General features: G+C 54.3%; 17 protein-coding genes. 9 read left to right on the top strand and 8 right to left on the bottom strand.

Features of this window, described 5'->3' with window-relative positions:
- Positions 1-169 precede the first annotated feature (169 nt).
- The 4 genes from mutH (at position 170) to WB371_RS08855 (ending at position 3,144) form a co-directional block, all read left to right on the top strand.
- Complete coding sequence (mutH, locus tag WB371_RS08870; RefSeq protein ID WP_336219700.1) at positions 170-856, top strand: DNA mismatch repair endonuclease MutH; 687 nt, start codon at positions 170-172, stop codon at positions 854-856.
- A gap of 70 nt (positions 857-926) precedes the next feature.
- Positions 927-1,640 (top strand): TerC family protein, encoded by a 714-nt coding sequence (locus WB371_RS08865; protein WP_336219699.1) that lies wholly within the window; start codon positions 927-929, stop codon positions 1,638-1,640.
- A gap of 136 nt (positions 1,641-1,776) precedes the next feature.
- Complete coding sequence (gene ygdR / locus WB371_RS08860) at positions 1,777-1,995, top strand: lipoprotein YgdR (RefSeq protein WP_012134951.1); 219 nt, start codon at positions 1,777-1,779, stop codon at positions 1,993-1,995.
- Positions 1,996-2,103: 108 nt separating this feature from the next.
- The gene (locus tag WB371_RS08855) at positions 2,104-3,144 is read left to right on the top strand and encodes an NADP(H)-dependent aldo-keto reductase (protein WP_336219698.1); all 1,041 of its coding nucleotides are present in this window, start codon (positions 2,104-2,106) and stop codon (positions 3,142-3,144) included.
- Between the two features lie 33 nt (positions 3,145-3,177).
- On the opposite strand, the gene lplT is transcribed toward WB371_RS08855, so the two are convergent.
- Positions 3,178-4,374, bottom strand: a complete 1,197-nt coding sequence (gene lplT / locus WB371_RS08850; RefSeq protein ID WP_336219697.1) for a lysophospholipid transporter LplT — start codon at positions 4,372-4,374, stop codon at positions 3,178-3,180.
- Complete coding sequence (gene aas, locus WB371_RS08845; protein WP_336219696.1) at positions 4,367-6,526, bottom strand: bifunctional acyl-ACP--phospholipid O-acyltransferase/long-chain-fatty-acid--ACP ligase; 2,160 nt, start codon at positions 6,524-6,526, stop codon at positions 4,367-4,369. Before aas ends, lplT begins: the two co-directional genes overlap by 8 nt.
- Positions 6,527-7,115: 589 nt before the next feature.
- On the opposite strand from aas, the gene galR reads away from it, so the two are divergent.
- Together galR and WB371_RS08835 are read left to right on the top strand one after the other, a co-directional pair.
- The gene (gene galR / locus WB371_RS08840) at positions 7,116-8,144 is read left to right on the top strand and encodes an HTH-type transcriptional regulator GalR (RefSeq protein ID WP_336219695.1); all 1,029 of its coding nucleotides are present in this window, start codon (positions 7,116-7,118) and stop codon (positions 8,142-8,144) included.
- A 13-nt stretch (positions 8,145-8,157) separates the two neighbouring features.
- The gene (locus WB371_RS08835; RefSeq protein WP_336219694.1) at positions 8,158-9,171 is read left to right on the top strand and encodes a LacI family DNA-binding transcriptional regulator; all 1,014 of its coding nucleotides are present in this window, start codon (positions 8,158-8,160) and stop codon (positions 9,169-9,171) included.
- Positions 9,172-9,241: 70 nt separating this feature from the next.
- Here WB371_RS08835 and lysA read toward each other — a convergent pair whose 3' ends face one another.
- Positions 9,242-10,504: a diaminopimelate decarboxylase gene (gene lysA / locus WB371_RS08830; protein ID WP_336219693.1), complete on the bottom strand. Its 1,263-nt coding sequence runs from the start codon at positions 10,502-10,504 to the stop codon at positions 9,242-9,244.
- Between the two features lie 118 nt (positions 10,505-10,622).
- On the opposite strand from lysA, the gene WB371_RS08825 reads away from it, so the two are divergent.
- On the top strand, positions 10,623-11,558 hold the full coding sequence (locus tag WB371_RS08825; protein ID WP_336219865.1) for a LysR family transcriptional regulator: 936 nt from the start codon (positions 10,623-10,625) through the stop codon (positions 11,556-11,558).
- Here WB371_RS08825 and WB371_RS08820 read toward each other — a convergent pair.
- The 5 genes from WB371_RS08820 to WB371_RS08800 all read right to left on the bottom strand — a co-directional run bounded on the left by WB371_RS08820 (position 11,545) and on the right by WB371_RS08800 (position 16,619).
- Positions 11,545-12,237 carry an aspartate/glutamate racemase gene (locus tag WB371_RS08820; protein ID WP_336219692.1) on the bottom strand — a complete coding sequence of 231 codons (693 nt, stop codon included), beginning with the start codon at positions 12,235-12,237 and terminating at the stop codon, positions 11,545-11,547. The genes WB371_RS08825 and WB371_RS08820 overlap by 14 nt on opposite strands.
- 251 nt (positions 12,238-12,488) lie before the next feature.
- Positions 12,489-13,250 (bottom strand): 2-dehydro-3-deoxy-D-gluconate 5-dehydrogenase KduD, encoded by a 762-nt coding sequence (gene kduD / locus WB371_RS08815; protein WP_336219691.1) that lies wholly within the window; start codon positions 13,248-13,250, stop codon positions 12,489-12,491.
- 53 nt (positions 13,251-13,303) lie between these two features.
- Positions 13,304-14,140, bottom strand: coding sequence for a 5-dehydro-4-deoxy-D-glucuronate isomerase (kduI, locus tag WB371_RS08810; RefSeq protein ID WP_336219690.1), 837 nt, complete (start codon positions 14,138-14,140; stop codon positions 13,304-13,306).
- A 313-nt stretch (positions 14,141-14,453) separates the two neighbouring features.
- Entirely contained in the window at positions 14,454-15,632 is a 1,179-nt protein-coding gene (locus WB371_RS08805; protein ID WP_336219689.1) for an acetyl-CoA C-acetyltransferase, read from the bottom strand.
- A gap of 102 nt (positions 15,633-15,734) precedes the next feature.
- Positions 15,735-16,619 (bottom strand): LysR family transcriptional regulator, encoded by an 885-nt coding sequence (locus WB371_RS08800; protein WP_336219688.1) that lies wholly within the window; start codon positions 16,617-16,619, stop codon positions 15,735-15,737.
- A gap of 103 nt (positions 16,620-16,722) precedes the next feature.
- Here WB371_RS08800 and WB371_RS08795 point away from each other — a divergent pair, with 103 nt between their 5' ends.
- Positions 16,723-17,178, top strand: coding sequence for a multidrug/biocide efflux PACE transporter (locus WB371_RS08795; RefSeq protein ID WP_336219687.1), 456 nt, complete (start codon positions 16,723-16,725; stop codon positions 17,176-17,178).
- A gap of 142 nt (positions 17,179-17,320) precedes the next feature.
- Positions 17,321-18,550, top strand: coding sequence for an amino acid permease (locus WB371_RS08790; RefSeq protein ID WP_336219686.1), 1,230 nt, complete (start codon positions 17,321-17,323; stop codon positions 18,548-18,550).
- Positions 18,551-18,596 lie beyond the last annotated feature (46 nt).

The raw sequence follows: 18,596 nt of genomic DNA, 5'->3' as shown, positions 1-18,596 counted from the left end.
ATTGTCAGTGACCAGAATTGGAAAACCCGTTTTGACGTTGCGCTGGTTCGAAATCTGCAAACTAAAAAGCAATATAAATCATGAGATTGAATATGACCTGTGGAAAACGATAAACTTCTTGCCTGGGGTATAAAATCATTGTTCATTTTTTCATCTAAAGCGAGACGTCATGCCAGGACTGCAACCTTTACGCTTTCCGCCTGAATCAGAAGACCTTTTGCTCCGCCAGGCGCAGCAGCTTTCAGGTTATTCACTGGGTGAGCTGGCGGCGCTGGCAGGCATTGTTGCGCCAAAGGATCTCAAGCGGGATAAAGGCTGGATCGGGGTTTTGCTTGAACTTTGGCTGGGAGCCAGCGCAGGCAGTAAGCCCGAGCAGGATTTCGCGACCTTAGGCGTCGAGTTGAAAACCATTCCTGTAGACAGCCTGGGCCGACCGCTTGAAACGACCTTTGTCTGCGTCGCGCCACTGACGGGCAACAGCGGCGTAACCTGGGAAACCAGCCATGTGCGACATAAACTGAAGCGAGTACTGTGGATCCCGGTGGAAGGTGAACGCGCCATTCCGCTGTCACAGCGTCGTGTCGGTTCACCCGTGCTGTGGAGTCCCAGCGCGGAGGAAGACCGTCAGTTGCGTCTGGACTGGGAAGAGTTGATGGATTTGATTGTCCTCGGCCAGGTTGAGCGGATCACCGCCCGCCATGGCGAATTTTTACAACTGCGCCCGAAGGCCGCAAACGCCAAAGCGCTCACCGAGGCGATCGGCGCCCAGGGCCAGCCAATACTGACGTTACCGCGCGGTTTTTATCTGAAGAAGAACTTCACCCGGGCGCTGCTGGAACGCCATTTTTTGTTATAGCCGCAACAGACTTTCACCTGCCGCGTGGGAAGCATATAATTACCGTTTCTATATTTGGCAGGACTTTTCAATGTTATTTGCATGGATAACCGATCCTAATGCCTGGCTTGCGCTCGGTACGCTGACGCTGCTGGAGATCGTACTTGGGATCGATAATATTATTTTCCTCTCTCTTGTAGTCGCAAAACTCCCAACAGCACAACGCGCTCACGCCAGACGTCTGGGACTGGCAGCGGCAATGGTTATGCGACTCGCACTGCTGGCGTCTATCGCCTGGGTGACCCGTCTGACCAATCCGCTGTTTGAGGTGTTTGGCGAGGCCATCTCCGCTCGCGATCTGATCCTCTTGCTCGGTGGCTTGTTCCTGATCTGGAAGGCGAGTAAAGAGATCCACGAATCCATTGAAGGGGATGAAGAAGGGATGAACATGCGCGTCACCTCCTTTCTGGGGGCCATCGTGCAGATCATGCTGCTCGACATCATCTTTAGTCTGGATTCGGTTATAACGGCGGTCGGGCTGTCCGATCACTTGTTCATTATGATGGCGGCGGTCGTGATTGCCGTGGGTGTGATGATGTTTGCGGCACGCCCAATTGGTGAGTTTGTCGACCGACACCCGTCTGTGAAAATGCTGGCGCTGTCATTTTTGATTCTGGTGGGCTTCACCCTGATTCTGGAAAGTTTCGACGTTCACGTGCCGAAAGGTTACATCTACTTCGCCATGTTCTTCTCAATTGCCGTTGAGAGTCTGAATCTGTTGCGGAACAAAAAGAACCCGCTCTAATCACCTTTTCGCTCCCTACCGGGAGCGAATTGCTCGCCTTTTCTCTGCACAGATTAAGATTTTCCTGCTTTCCCCGCGCATAACTTCGCGTTATTACTAGACTATTATCAGACGCAGGCCACGTGAGGATAAATGGATGAAAAAATGGGCAGTTGTAATTTCCGCAGTCGGACTGGCTTTTGCGGTTTCCGGTTGCAGCAGTGATTATGTCATGGCGACGAAAGATGGACGTATGATCCTGACCGACGGAAAACCCGAGATTGACGATGACACCGGTCTGGTGAGCTACCACGACCAGCAGGGTAACGCCATGCAAATTAATCGCGACGAGGTTTCTCAAATCATTGAGCGTTGATGCCTGAGGTCAGCAACGCTGCTGGCCTTAACAATTTTTTCTTCCCTTTTTCCCTTCCCTCAGCCATTTTTATAATCCTTATGTCGTGATTATAAAAAGGAAACGGCTATGCAATATCACCGTATACCCCACAGCTCGCTTGAAGTTAGTACGCTGGGGCTGGGCACTATGACGTTTGGTGAACAAAATAGCGAAGCCGACGCCCATGCACAGCTCGACTATGCCGTCGCAAACGGCATTAATCTGATCGATGTGGCCGAGATGTACCCGGTCCCCCCGCGCCCGGAAACACAAGGACTCACTGAGACTTACGTTGGAAACTGGTTGGCTAAATACGGCAACCGTGAAAAGCTGATCATTGCCTCAAAAGTGAGCGGCCCGACGCGCAACAACGACAGCGGCATTCGCCCAAATCAGGCTCTGGATCGCAAAAACATCCGCGAAGCGCTGCACGACAGCCTTAAGCGCTTGCAGACCGACTATCTGGACCTCTATCAGGTTCACTGGCCACAACGCCCGACAAATTGCTTTGGCAAACTCGGATACACCTGGACCGACTCCGCACCGGTAGTCTCGCTTTTGGATACGCTGGATGCACTGGCAGAGTTCCAGCGCGCGGGCAAAATTCGCTATATCGGCGTGTCGAATGAAACGGCGTTTGGCGTGATGCGTTACCTGCACCTGGCGGATAAACATGACCTGCCGCGCATTGTCACCATTCAGAACCCGTACAGCCTGGTTAACCGTAGTTTTGAAGTGGGACTGGCAGAAGTGAGCCAGTATGAAGGGGTCGAGTTACTGGCCTATTCCTGCCTGGCCTTTGGCACCTTAACCGGTAAATACCTGAACGGCGCGAAACCTGCCGGGGCGCGCAATACGTTATTCAGCCGTTTTACCCGTTACAGCGGCGAGCAAACGCAAAAAGCCGTGGCAGCATATGTGGATATCGCCAGGCGCCACAACCTTGATCCGGCGCAGATGGCGCTGGCCTTCGTTCGTCGTCAGCCGTTTGTCGCCAGCACTCTGCTCGGCGCAACCACGATGGAACAGCTAAAAACTAACGTCGAAAGCCTGCATCTGGAATTAAGTGAAGAGGTGCTGGCCGAAATTGACGCGGTGCATCAGGTTTATACTTATCCTGCACCGTGATGAACGTGCGCCGGAGGGGATCCGGCGCATTGATTATGCCTGGCGGCGCTGCCAGACCCACAGCGCAGCAATCGCCAGCGCAAACAGCCCACCGAAACCGATCCCCACCGCAACGACCGGGATCCCTACCCATACCGCCAGCGAGTAAAGCCCCAGCATCAATAGCATCGCGCTGTTTTCACCGAGATTTTGTACCGCAATCGCATTACCGGCACCGACGCTCTTCTTACCGCGCTCCTGCAATAGCGCGTTCAGCGGGACGACAAAAAACCCGCCCAGCACACCAATCAGCATCAGCAATGCATAAGCCGGCAGCAGCGCATGTTGCAGTGAGAAAATCAGCACGACGACGCCGATCAGGATCCCCGCCGGCATACAGCGTGCGACAGTTTCCAGCGTCACCAGTCTGGCTGCGGCTCCGGCACCAGCGACAATACCGATAGCAACCATCGCGTTGAGATACGTGGGGGTGGCGTTATCGGTAATGCCTAACGCTACCGGCACCCACAGCACCAATAAAAAACGCAGCGTCACACCAGCGCCCCAGAACAGGCTGGTGCCAACCAGTGAAAAACGCGTTTCGCCGTTGCGCCAGAGGGAGACACACGCGCAGAAGAAGCTGCGGGTCATCTTCGCCAGATGCCACGACTGGCCCGGACGCGCGGCGGCCAGTTTAGGAATGAACAGGTTCGCCACCACTGCCCCGGCGTAGGCCAGCGCACAGGCGACCAGCGCGACAATGACATGCCAGTCAGCCAGTACGCCTCCGGCGACCGATCCAAGCAGGATAGCCGCGATAGTCGATGCTTCCATCAGGCCATTGGCTTTCACCAGCTTATCGCCGGTGGTTAGCTCTCCCAGAATGCCATACTTAGCCGGTGAGTACGCCGCAGCGCCAATGCCCACCAGCGTGTAACCGACAAACGGATTGAAGCCAAAGCAGATGCTCGCCGCGCCTAACAGCTTCAGACCGTTGGCGAACATCATCACACGGCCTTTTGCAAAGCTGTCCGCAACCTGTCCAACAAACGGTGCAAACAGGATGTAAGCGCCCACAAATACCATTTGCAAAATCGGCTGGCTCCAGTCCGGATAGAACTGTGCTTTCAGCAGCGCCAGCGTGGCGAACAGTAGGGCGTTATCGCCAAACGCAGAGAGAAACTGCGCGGCGATAACCGACATCATTCCTTTCGACCAGATTGAGGTGTTAGCAGATATTGACTCAGGCATGGTGTTTTTCCGGTTCATCGACCCAGCTTTTCAGCGTGACAAAATCCGGCTTACCGCTGCCAAGCAACGGAAGCTGCTTCAGATAGCGGATATCACGCGGCACCGCCAGTTCCGGTACCCCGTGCGCACGGGCATATTGCAACAAGGTATCACGCGTCAGTTCACTATCGGTGGTGAAGAGCACCAGCGCCTCACCTTTACTGGCATCACTTTTGATCGCCGTCGCGTGCATTTTGTCTGGCGATGCGCCAAGCGCCAGTTGCTCCACCATCTCCAGCGAAACCATTTCACCGGCGATTTTGGCAAAGCGTTTGGCACGTCCCTGAATCTGGACAAATCCCTGTTCATCAAAACGAACGATATCGCCGGTATCATACCAGCCACGCTCCAGCTCACCGCTGGCGTTCTCAGCCGCAGGAACTTCCAGTACCCCCGGCTTTTCAACGCGCAGATAGCCGTTCATGATGTTTGGCCCTTTCAGTTGCAGGCGTCCGCCCTCTTCAATGCCGGGAATGGCCAGAAGACGGGCATCCATGCCGGGCAAAATCCGTCCAACCGTGCCCGGTTTTGCAGCCATCGGAACATTGATCGACACCACGGGCGCACATTCCGTCACGCCGTAGCCTTCCAGAATGCGCAGACCAAACTTGTCCTGCCAGAGTTGTTTTGTGCTCTCCTGTAATTTCTCTGCACCGGCGACGACATAGCGCAGACGATAGAAATCATACGGATTGGCGAAGCGCGCGTAATTTCCGAGGAACGTCGAGGTGCCAAACAGCACGGTGCAATTTCGGTCATAAACCAGTTCCGGCACAATACGATAATGCAATGGGCTGGGGTAAAGAAACACGTCTGCGCCCGTCAGTAACGGCGTGAACAGTCCCACCGTTAAACCGAAGGAGTGAAACAGCGGTAACGCCGACATAAAGCGATCGTTGGCGGTGAAATCAGCAATGGTTTTTATCTGCTCGACGTTGGCCAACAGACTTTTGTGGCTATGTACCACCCCCTTTGGGTGGCCTTCAGAGCCGGAAGTAAAGAGAATAAGCGCGGCCTCTTCTGGCTGCTGTTTGACTTGCGCCAGGTGCGGCATCAGCAGGTGGGCAAAGATCCACAACTTGTCGGCGGTGGTCACATCGGCTTTGAGATCTTCCAGATAAACCCAGCGAACCTGCGTCAGTTGTTCCGGCAGATGCCAGAGTTTGCCTTTATCCAGAAACTGGCGGGAGGTAAAAATGGTTTTGATTTCCGCCGCAGTGATGGCGCTGGTTAGCCCTTTGACGCCGGCGGTGTAGTTCATCATTGCCGGGATACGACGCCGGGAAACCGCGCCGAAAATCACCGCCGCGCTGATGGCGGCATTCGGCAACATCAGACCGATTTTCTCACCTTCTGCGCTGTACTTTTCCAGAATACGGCCAACAAACAGCGTTTTGGTGAGCAGTTGTCGATAGCTGTCCGGCTTGAAGTTAATGTCTTCAATGCAGTGTTTACCTGCGCCAAAGCGATATTTCGCCGCCAGCAGCGATTCATACAATGTTTCGCGAGGGCGCACGGCCATCCGCGCTTCCATCATTTTCTGATGCAGCATCTCGCCAGCGATTTTACGGCGGTCACGCGCGCGTGGCGCATCCGGCATAGGCAAAGACGTCGGTGGCAGAATGTGCAGATGGATGCGCGGGAAAAAGCGGCGCTTCACCAGCCCCTTCAGGCGGCTGAAATGGGTCAGTTCCGCGCCCTCAATACGGACTGGCACCACTGTCGCCCCGGACTTTGCCGCGACAAACCCAGCGCCATCGTAGATTTTCATCAACGAGCCGCTTACCGAAATACGTCCTTCAGGGAAAATGACGACAGGACGTCCCTGTTCGATTAGCCGCACCAGATGTTTGATCGCCATCGGTTTCGTCGGGTCGAGCGGCACAAAATCAATCAGCACGGTTAACCAACGCATATACCACTGCTGGCTTATTGATGTGTACACCGCAAATACCGGGCGAACCGGCAGAAACAGCGCCAGCAGGATGCCGTCAATAAACGAGACATGGTTGGGGGTGATTAAGACGCGCTCTCCCTGCAACGCCTTCATATCACCCGTCACGCGTACCCGATAGAGCACACGGCACAGGTTACGGAAAAAGCCAAATAACATTTCAACTCCCTTTGCGCACGATTCGGTAAAATAATGGTGGCAGATTACACGATTCAGACAACAGGAGCGACAGCAAAGTCGGGGCGAAAAAAAACCTGCGCATCCGCGCAGGTTGGTGCAAGAGACAGAGTACGAAGAGCGTACCGAATAATCTCACCAATCAATACCTCTGGGATCTTGATTGTGGTCGGTACGAGGCCGCTGCGCCAGCGAGAAAACGCAAAGGAATGAAGGGAAATGCAACGAGGTGTGTAAATTATCGTGTACTGTTACAGATTGATGTAACAGCAAAAAAAAACCTGCGCATCTGCGCAGGCTGGTGCAATTCAAGTGTTCAACCCGAAAGTTGACTTCACCTATCAATACCTCTGGGACCACAACTTTAGCAAGCCACTAACAAGGGTCGCCAGCGAACAAACGCAACAGCCTTGCGTAAAATGTAACGAAAGGTTTGCTTACTTCACTTTTCGTCTTCATTCGCAGGGGGTTGCTCACATTTGCCGTGTCGTAAAAGGCAATCTGCTTGAACCGCCAGGCGTTTTCCGTAACACTGACAGAATGTAAGCGTTTACCCACAATAGGTACTGTCATGGCGACCATAAAGGATGTAGCCCGACTGGCTGGTGTTTCAGTCGCCACCGTTTCTCGTGTTATCAATGAATCTCCCAAAGCCAGCGAAGCTTCGCGCCTCGCGGTGACCAGCGCAATGGAATCTCTCAGTTATCACCCCAATGCGAATGCACGCGCGCTGGCGCAACAGTCCACAGAGACTGTAGGACTGGTGGTGGGAGATGTTTCCGATCCCTTCTTCGGCGCTATGGTGAAAGCCGTTGAACAGGTGGCCTATAACACCGGCAATTTTTTGCTGATCGGCAACGGCTACCATAATGAACAAAAAGAGCGTCAGGCGATCGAACAGCTCATTCGCCACCGCTGCGCGGCGCTAGTGGTTCACGCTAAGATGATCCCGGATGACGAGCTGGCATCTTTAATGAAGCAAATTCCGGGCATGGTGCTTATCAACCGGATCCTGCCAGGTTTTGAGCAGCGCTGCGTGGCGCTGGACGATCGCTATGGTGCCTGGTTAGCCACTCGCCATTTGATCCAGCAGGGGCATACCCGCATTGGGTATCTGTGTTCGAATCACACCATCTCGGACGCGGAAGATCGGCTCAAAGGGTATTACGATGCGCTTGAAGAGAGCCATATTCCAGTTAACGATCGGCTTGTTACGTTTGGCGAACCCGATGAAAGCGGCGGTGAACAGGCAATGACCGAGCTGTTGGGCCGCGGCAGAAACTTCACTGCCGTAGCCTGTTACAACGACTCAATGGCCGCCGGTGCGATGGGCGTTCTGAATGATAACGGCGTGGATGTGCCAGCGGAAATCTCGCTGATCGGGTTTGATGATGTGCTGGTTTCTCGCTACGTTCGCCCACGCCTGACTACCGTGCGTTATCCCATTGTGACTATGGCCACTCAGGCGGCTGAGCTGGCGCTCGCACTGGCGGAAAAGCAGCCCGTACCCGATATTACCCATGTTTTCAGCCCAACGCTGGTACGCCGCCATTCCGTAACGACGCCCGCGGAGTCGGGTATGGCATCATCAAACGAGTAACCAGGATAGCGTCATGATAACAATGCTGGATGTTTCCCGTCGTGCAGGCGTCTCAAAAGCCACCGTTTCTCGCGTGCTGAACGGCACGGGCCAGGTCAAAGAGAGCACCCGCCAGAAAGTATTTAAGGCGATGCAGGCGCTGGACTATCGCCCGAATTTTCTGGCCCGGTCGCTGGCGAATCGCACCAGCAATAGCATTGGTCTGGTGGTGTCTACGTTTGATGGGTTCTACTTTGGCCGTCTGTTACAACAGGCCTCGCGGCAGACGGAATCCCACGGTAAACAGTTGATTGTCACCGATGGGCACGATACGCCAGAGCGCGAACAAGAAGCCGTACAGATGCTGGCAGACAGACAGTGCGACGCCATCATCCTCTACACCCGTTACATGAGTGAAAAAGCGATCCTGGCGCTGGCGGATTCGATTACGATGCCGCTTGTCATTATTAACCGCGATGTGACCCTTGCCCGTGAGCGCGCCATTTTCTTCGAGCAGGAAGATGCCGCGTTTCAGGCGGTGGATTACCTGATCTCGCAGGGACACCGCGAGATTGCCTGTATTACGGTTCCCGGACACACGCCAACCGGGAAATCGCGTCTGATGGGCTACCGGAAAGCGCTGGAGAAAAACGGTATCGCCTGGGATCCGGCGAAGGTGAAGGACGGCGATTCCAGCATGACGCGCGGCTATGACGCCTGTAATGAGCTGTTGCAGGAAGGCGTGACGTTCAGCGCCCTGTTCGCCTGTAACGATGATATGGCGCTGGGCGCGTCAAAAGCGCTGCATCAGGCGGGGCTGCGGATCCCACAGGATGTGTCGCTGTTCGGGTTTGACGATGCGCCAAGCGCGAAATGGCTGGAACCGGCTTTGTCGACAGTTTATCTGCCCATCGACACCATGATCACGACGGCCATCGACCAGGCTATCCGTATGGTCAACGGCGAGGAGATCGAACCGATCCCCCCCTTTACCGGCACGCTGGTCTTGCGGGAGTCGGTGACCACTGGACCGTACTTTAACGCATAAATCGTAATGCTATCTGCGCGACACAATGCCTGATGGCGCTTCGCTTATCAGGCCTACAAACTGCTGCGGCTCAAAGTAATTCCAGCGCCAACAGCTCTTCAATGGTCTGGCGACGGCGAATTAGCCGCGCCTGACCGTTATCGAATAACACTTCCGGTAGCAACGGGCGGCTATTGTAGTTGGATGACATTGATGCGCCATAAGCACCGGTATCATGCAACACCAGATAATCCCCCGGCGCAACGACAGGCAGCGATCGGGTTTCAACCTTCCCCCCTTCCTGCTGGGTGAAGACATCGCCGGATTCGCACAGCGGCCCGGCAACAACCGTATCAACCCGTGGCGCATTTTCAAGAGAGCGTCCGTCCGCCGCCAGCGCGGTGATGTGGTGATAACTGCCGTACATCGCCGGGCGCATCAGATCGTTAAAACCGGCATCCACCAGCACAAAATGGCGGCTGCCCATTTGCTTCACGCTGCGTACCTGCGTCACCAGCACGCCAGACTGGGCGACGAGAAAACGTCCTGGCTCAATCTCCAGTTTCACGTGATGCCCCAGATGACGGGCGATCTGCTCACGCGCGGTATTCCACAGGCCAAAATAGTGCTGTGTGTCGACCGCCTCTTCATCATCATGATATGGAATAGAGAGTCCGCCGCCGGCGGAGATCGCCTCCAGATCCTGGCCAAAATCAACCACCTGCCGTACCATCGCACCGCACACCTGTTCCAGATGACCATAGTCAACGCCTGAACCAATGTGCATGTGAATACCCACCAACTTCAGGTGATGCCGCTGCATCACCGCCAGCGCCAGCGGCAGATCGGAATGCCAGATCCCGTGTTTGCTGTTTTCACCACCGGTATTGGTTTTTTGGCTGTGTCCGTGACCGAATCCTGGGTTCACACGCAGCCAGACGCGATGGCCAGGCGATACCCGACCAAGCTGGTCCAGCATATCCATGGAACCCGCATTCACCGGGATACGCAGTTCGCTGACGCGCGCCAGCGTCGCGTTATCAATCACATCGGCGGTAAAAACGATGTCATCCGGATGCGTTTGCGGATCGTAACCGGCAGCCAGTGCGCGCTCGATCTCCCCCAACGACACAGAATCAACTTTAACGCCCTGCTCACGCATCAGGCGCAGAATGTGAATGTTGGAGCAGGCCTTCTGCGCGAAACGCACCACATCAAACTGTTGCAGCGCCGCAATCTGCCGACGAACGACTTGCGCGTCATAAACCCATACCGGGCAGCCAAACTCGGCTGGCTGCCGGAGCAGGTTCTCAGCGGTAAGATCGGTATCGGTGCAATACAGTGAATGTGGCATAACGGACTCCGGACATGACGATTTTTGATGATTACGCCACATCACGAAGAGAATAAAAAATATCGTTTTATGCCGACTCTATGCAAAAATGATATGGATTTTATCCAGCGAGGTGATGATGGCTACCGTTAACTTACGTCACATTGAGATCTTCCATGCGGTGATGACCGCCGGAAACCTGACTGAAGCCGCACGGTTGCTGCATACTTCGCAGCCGACCGTCAGCCGGGAACTGGCACGTTTTGAAAAAGTGCTGGGACTGAAACTGTTCGAACGTACGCGTGGCCGCCTGCATCCGACAGTTCAGGGGTTACGTTTGTTTGAAGAGGTCCAGCGTTCCTGGTACGGGCTGGATCGCATTGTCAGCGCGGCGGAAAGCCTGCGGGAATTTCGCCAGGGGGAGTTGTCCATCGTCTGTCTGCCGGTCTTTTCCCAGTCGCTGCTGCCCGCGCTGATTCAGCCTTTTCTCGCTCGTTATCCGGACGTTAGCCTGAATATTGTGCCGCAGGAATCACCGCTGCTCGAAGAGTGGCTCTCGGCCCAGCGTCACGATCTGGGATTAACGGAAACACTGCATACCCCGGCAGGAACCGAGCGTACAGAGCTATTCTCACTTGATGAAGTCTGCGTGCTGCCACCGGGACATCCGTTGGCTGAAAAGCAGGTATTAACGCCTCAGGATTTTCACGGGGAGAATTACATCAGTCTGTCACGCACAGACAGCTACCGGCAGTTACTCGACGCCCTGTTTACTGAGCACGACGTTAAACGCCGCATGGTGGTGGAAACGCACAGCGCGGCGTCCGTATGCGCGATGGTGCGCGCCGGTGCGGGCCTGTCAGTTGTTAACCCGCTGACCGCGCTGGATTACGCTGAACGCGGCGTGATGGTACGCCGTTTCAGCATTGCGGTTCCGTTCACCGTCAGCCTGATTCGGCCCATCCACCGCCCTTCTTCCGCGCTGGTTGAGGCTTTCAGTACTCATCTGCGAAGCTGCCGTCAGGTGCTGGAGAGCGCACTGGAGCAGAGCCTGGGGCCGGTTACGACAGCATAAACGCCACCGCGTCCGCGGCATGGATAGCTGTGGTATCGAACACCGGAATCGGGCTTCTCTCCACCGGCACCAGCAGGCCAATTTCCGTGCAGCCAAAAATAACGCCTTCCGCGCCCTGGGCTGCCAGATGGTCGATCACCTGCACATAGTACTGGCGCGACGCTTCGCTAAATTGCCCCAGGCAAAGCTCATCAAAGATTATTTGATTGATCTTCGCCCGCTCGTTCGCGTCTGGCACCAGACATTCAATGGAAAACTGCTGCGCCAGGCGACCACGATAGAAATCCTGCTCCATAGTGTAACGCGTGCCGAGCAGCGCGACTTTACGCATGCCCTGCGCGGTAATGACGCGCCCTGTCGCATCGGCGATATGCAAAAATGGCAGTGAGCAGCGCGATTCAATCGCATCCGCCACTTTATGCATGGTATTGGTGCATAAGACGATCCCTTCAGCGCCAGCCTGTTGCAGGCCAATCGCCGCCTCAGCAAGAATATCGCCCGCTTTATCCCATTCCCCCCGGCTCTGACAGGCTTCGATCTCCTGAAAATCGACGCTGTGCAACAACAGACGGGCTGAATGAAGACCGCCCAGACGCTGCTTAATCCCTTCGTTGATTAACCGATAGTATGGAATCGTCGATTCCCAGCTCATGCCGCCTAACAATCCAATCGTCTTCATGACCTTTTCCTTCGTAAGTGATTTACCGCAGTGAAGCAAACTTGTGATCAAGTTTCCAGTGCAATCGGTCCGGCTTCTTCGTTGCCTGAATGGGCCACGGAGATTGATAAGGGGGTCGTGGTGGCCCCCTTATCCCGTTCACAGGATGTGAAGTGACAGAAACAACAGGTCATAAGGTTGAATGGAACAACCTGCAGAGCTTAACAAACTGGCATTAAGCCGAAGGCAGGGTTTGTCGGCAAGCGGGTGAATCAACGCGCCAGCCAGCCGCCGTCAACCGCCACCGTGTAGCCGTTGATGTAATCGGACGCGCTGGAAGCCAGGAAGACAACGGGTCCCATCAGGTCACTCGGCAGCCCCCAACGACCTGCCGGGATACGCTCCAGGATTTCAGCACTGCGCTGTTCATCCGCACGCAGTTGCTGGGTGTTGTTGGTGGCCATATAGCCCGGCGCAATGGCGTTAACGTTAATATTGTGCTTCGCCCATTCGTTCGCCATCAGACGGGTAATACCCATAACGCCGCTTTTAGATGCCGTGTAGGACGGCACGCGAATGCCGCCCTGGAAAGAGAGCATCGACGCGATGTTAATGATTTTGCCGCCGTTGCCCTGGGCGATGAAGTGCTTTGCTGCAGCCTGAGACATAAAGAACACACTCTTAATGTTCAGGTTCATCACATCGTCCCAGTCTTTTTCGCTGAAATCGATCGCATCTTCACGGCGGATCAAACCAGCGTTGTTGACCAGGATATCGATATGGCCGAACTCAGCAACAGCACGCTCCAGCAGTGCCGGGATGCCGTCTATCTGGCGCAGATCGGCGGTCAGGCTTAAAAAGCGACGCCCCAGCGCGGTGACACGCTCGATGGTTTCTGTCGGTTCAACGATGTTAATCCCGACGATATCACAACCCGCTTCCGCCAGGCCCAGCGCCATACCCTGGCCTAAGCCGGTATCGCAACCGGATACGACTGCGACTTTACCTTCGAGAGAAAATGCATTCAAAATCATTGTAAATCCTTAGTTTTTCATGCCTGTCACGGACAGGTGTTGAGCGCCCGCGACTAGCGCAGATCTTTCACCGCAACATGGTCCATATCATCAAAGACCTGGTTTTCACCGACCATTCCCCAAATGAAGGTATAGGCTTTCGTCCCCACCCCGGAATGAATCGACCAGCTTGGTGAAATCACCGCCTGTTCGTTGTGCATAACGATATGGCGCGTTTCCTGGGGCTGCCCCATCATATGGAAGACACAGGCATCTTCTTCCATATTGAAGTAAAAATAGACTTCCATGCGGCGTTCATGAGTGTGGCACGGCATGGTGTTCCACAGATTACCGGGCGCCAGTTCGGTGAGCCCCATACTGAGCTGACAGGTTTCCAGCACGTCCGGGACGAAATATTTATTGATTGTGCGACGGTTACTGGTGAGGTTGTCACCTAACGTCACTGGAGCGACGTCAGCAGGCGTCACTTTTTTGGTTGGATAGGTGGTGTGCGCTGGCGCGCAGTTGTAATAGAACTTCGCTGGCGTGGCGCTATCCACACTGGCGAAAACCACTTCTTTTGCCCCTTTGCCGACATACAGCGCATCACGATGACCGATTTCATAGCACTGTCCATCGACCGTAATGGTGCCTGCGCCGCCGATGTTGATCACACCCAGTTCGCGACGTTCCAGAAAGTAGGTAACGCCAAGCTGCTTGCCCACTTCGCCACCCACGGAGACCGTTTTTGCCACCGGCATAATGCCGCCGACGATGATGCGGTCAATGTGGCTGTAAACCATGGTGTATTCGTCAGCCACGAACACTTTCTCAACCAAAAACTCCTTGCGTAGCCCCTGGGTATCCAGTGTTTTGGCGTGCGCGCTGTGAATACTTTGTCTTACGTCCACATTTACCTCCAGTGATGTACTGAGCGGGAATTCTTAAACGAAGAGCGAAACGCTGTTCCGTTTTACGGTATGCGGGCATGATATCCCCCAGGGAACGCATTTTCAATAATAAATAAAACGACGTTTCATTTTTTATGCACATTATTATCAAAAGTGTAATTCCGATCACGAACACGCCATTTCATGACCAAACGTATGAATAAAATCCCATTTAAAAACAAGGAAATAGTGATTTCGCTTACGCGCAAGAGACTTAAATGCCGCTATCGATCAGATCACGGCATGAAGGGATGTGAGAAAGAGAGAAGAAAAATTAATCGCGCTCGATGGCTAATGCCACGCCTTGTCCACCGCCAATACAGAGCGTCGCCAGACCTTTTCGCGCATTGCGCTTGACCATTTCGTGAACCAGCGAAACCAGAATACGGCAGCCGGACGCACCAATAGGATGTCCCAGGGCAATCGCGCCGCCGTTGACATTCACGCGTCGCTCATCCCATTCCAGCATTTTTCCAACCGAAAGCGCCTGCGCTGCAAACGCCTCGTTCGCTTCAATAAGATCGACATCAGCCAGTTGCCAGCCGACCCGTTCCAGACAGCGACGGGTTGCATAAACCGGTGCGATGCCCATTAACGCAGGATCCACCCCAACGCTGGCAAACGCGCGGATCCGCGCCAGCACAGGCAAATTCAGCTCCTGCGCTTTCGCTTCGCTCATCATCATCACCGCCGCTGCGCCATCATTGATTGAAGACGCATTCCCCGCAGTCACCGACCCCGACAATTCGAAAGCCGGATCGAGCCGGGCCAGACCTTCGGCGCTGGCATCAGTTCGCGGTTGCTCATCGGTGTCGATCATCACGGTTTGCCCGTTGCGCTGGGTGGCGACCGGAACAATTTCCGCTTTAAAGCGACCAGCATCGATAGCGGCTCGCGCTTTTTGCTGCGAACTGAGCGCATAGGCATCCTGCAATTCCCGGCTAATGCCATATTCACGCGCCAGGTTCTCGGCGGTCACTCCCATATGGTAATCATTGAAGGCATCCCATAACCCGTCATGTACCAGACTGTCCACAAGCTGGCTGTTTCCCAACTGTGCGCCGGTTCGACTGTCGGTTAACACATGCGGCGCGCGGCTCATATTCTCCTGCCCTCCGGCAATCACAATATCCGCTTCACCGCACTGGATCGCCTGAGTGGCCAAATGTAGCGCTTTCAGCCCGGAGCCGCAGACGTCGTTGATGGTGATAGCCGAAACGGTGTTGGGTAACCCGCCTTTAATCGCAGACTGACGCGCCGGGTTTTGCCCAGCGCCTGCGGTCAGCACCTGACCGAGGATCACTTCATCAACGGCGTGGGCACTTACACCACTCCCGTCAATCAACGCTTTGACCACGATGCTGCCCAGCTCGACAGCAGAATGGCGCGCCAGTGTTCCCTGGAAGCACCCAATTGGCGTACGTAACGCCCCGACGATCACCACCTCTTTCATTACGACCTCTGCGCAAAATAACATCGCAATAGTAGAGGATTGTTAAAAATAGTTATCTCAGTTGTTTAAAAAAGGTGAGTTTTATCACAAAGGAAATCGTTATTACTGCCCGCCTGGTGGGGTGCGCCCCTGCTGTAAATGATACCTCAACCAGTTTCCTGCAACGCCGGGCGGCGATTTTCTGTTCCAGAGTAAATCAATAGAGATCGCCTTTGGCCAGCCTGGAACATCCAGTTGAACCAATGGTTTTTCCGCCGCAAACTCCTCCACCAGCGCACAGGGCAACGCACACCAGCCAAATCCCTGTACGGCCATGCTGAGCAGCAGCAAATAGTTTGGCGCAGACCAGACCGGCCCACGGGCAAGCTGATCCCGGTTATCGAGATAGGTATTCAGACGAAGCTCTCGCCAGCTATGTAGCTGATCCCACCGGAGGGCTTTTTCTACAGCCAGAGGATGTGACGCCGCAACGTACAGCCCCATCCACGTTTGCATTGGCAAGCGCGTCGCGCCGATATCGGTGGGGTAGCTTTCCCTCGCTTCAATTAAGCCGACCTGCGCCCGCTCTTTTTGCAGCAGATCGATAACGTCCACATCTTCGCCAATCAGACACTCAAACTCAGTATGGGGAAACTGATGATCGAACTGCACCATAAGCTCTTCCAGTACGTCAGGGTGCAGCGTATCGGAAAGCACAAACGTCAGTCGCGCTTCGGTTTCTCCGGCCAGTGAAAGCGCCGCCTCATCAAGACGATCGCTGGCCGACAAGATCGCCTGGACGTACCCCAGCACTTTTTTCCCCTCTTCCGTCAGCACCGGCTGCCGCGACGAGCGATCAAACAACTGAATCCCCAGATCGGCTTCCAGGTGGGCGATGGACGTGCTGATTGTGGACTGACTTTTACGCAGTCTGCGCGCCGCCGCCGAAAAGGAACCGCTGGAGACGGTTTCGACAAATGCGGTGAGTGCTTCAGGAGAATAACGCATGAACTATCTACTTTATCGATGGATTCTATCTTTTAGATATCACATAAACCGATAAAATTCTCCCCATTCCATCATCCGGGCACAACAGTAAAAAAGGTAAGTTATGCAATACAACACAGTTCAACGCCGCTCGTTACTTGAGCGCCTCTTTCACGCCGTTTGCTTTGAAGGGATTGCCACAGCGATTCTGGCGCCGACCGCGGCGTGGTTGATGCAGCGTTCCGTACTGGAAATGGGCGGGCTGACAATAGTGCTGGCAACCACGGCAATGATCTGGAACATCATCTATAACGCGCTGTTTGATCGTTTATGGCCAACCCATCTGGTGAAACGAACAGCAAAAGTCCGGGCGTTTCACGCGCTGGGTTTTGAAAGCGGGTTTATCGTGATTGGCGTGAGCATCGTCTCCTGGGTTCTGAGCGTCAGCCTGTTGCAGGCCTTTACGCTGGAAATCGGGTTCTTCCTGTTCTTCCTACCCTACACGATGTTCTATAACTGGGCTTATGACACTCTGCGCGTACGGGTTATAAGACGTCGCGAACAGCGTGTTACTGTCTGATAATGCGAATATTTGCCGGGATCGATACGGTTCCGGCACCGCCTGTTGCCACCGCTACTCCCTTTCATCCCTCACCCCCACCCGCTCATTTATGGTAAATTGCGCTTCTTTTTGTTTATTTTATAGTTGATACGTTCAAGAAATGTCGAAAATTTGGTCAAAAGAAGAGACACTCTGGAGCTTTGCGTTATATGGCACCGCCGTAGGCGCAGGAACCTTGTTTCTCCCTATTCAGTTAGGCTCAGCGGGGGCCATTGTGTTGTTCATCACCGCGCTGGTTGCCTGGCCTCTGACATACTGGCCGCACAGAGCCCTATGTCAGTTTATCCTCTCCTCTAAAACCTCTGCAGGCGAAGGCATTACTGGCGCGGTCACGCATTACTACGGTAAGAAGATCGGTAGCCTCATCACCACCCTCTACTTTATTGCCTTTTTTGTGGTAGTGCTGATTTATGCCGTTGCGATTACTAACTCTCTGACCGAGCAGCTCTCCAAACATATTGAAATTAACCCTGGCATCCGGATGGCGGTCAGTCTTGGCGTGGTGTTAATCCTGAATCTGATCTTTCTGATGGGCCGCCATGCGACTATCCGGGTAATGGGTTTTCTGGTCTTCCCGCTTATCGCCTACTTTTTATTTCTTTCACTGTACCTGACCGGAAGCTGGCAACCCTCATTGCTCACCGGGCAGATGGCGTTCGATCAGCACACGCTGCATCAGGTATGGATCTCCATTCCCGTGATGGTTTTTGCTTTTAGCCATACGCCTATTATCTCTACGTTTGCTATCGACAGGCGTGAGAAATATGGCGAGCAGGCCATGGGTAAATGCAAAAAAATCATGAAGGTCGCCTATCTGATCATCAGCTTAAGCGTGCTGTTTTTCGTCTTTAGCTGTCTGCTATCCATCCCACCGTCCTACATTGACGCCGCTAAAAACGAGGGAGTAACGATCCTTTCCGCGCTCTCTATGATGCCAGCCGCCCCGGCATGGCTCTCCATATCAGGTATCGTCGTTGCCGTGGTCGCAATGTCAAAATCCTTTCTGGGTACCTATTTTGGCGTGATCGAAGGTGCGACAGAGGTGGTCAAAACCGGATTGCAGCAGGTTGGCGTGAAGAAAAGCCGGGCCTTTAACCGCGCCCTGTCCATCATGTTAGTGTCTGCAATCACCTTTATCATCTGCTGCATCAACCCGAATGCGATATCCATGATTTACGCCATCAGCGGACCGCTTATCGCGATGATTCTGTTCATCATGCCAACGCTGTCAACGTATCTGATCCCCGCGTTAAAGCCGCATCGTTCTGTCGGGAATCTGATCACCCTGATTGTTGGTCTGCTCTGCGTATCCGTGATGTTCTTCGGTTAAACAGTGTGAGGGTTTTGCCGGATGGCGGCTGACGCCTTATCCGGCC

The organism is Citrobacter amalonaticus, from assembly GCF_037053465.1.
Taxonomy (GTDB): domain Bacteria; phylum Pseudomonadota; class Gammaproteobacteria; order Enterobacterales; family Enterobacteriaceae; genus Citrobacter_A; species Citrobacter_A amalonaticus_H.
Note: the sequence above shows the minus strand (reverse complement) of the source record. Positions and strands in the feature narration are given on the sequence as shown.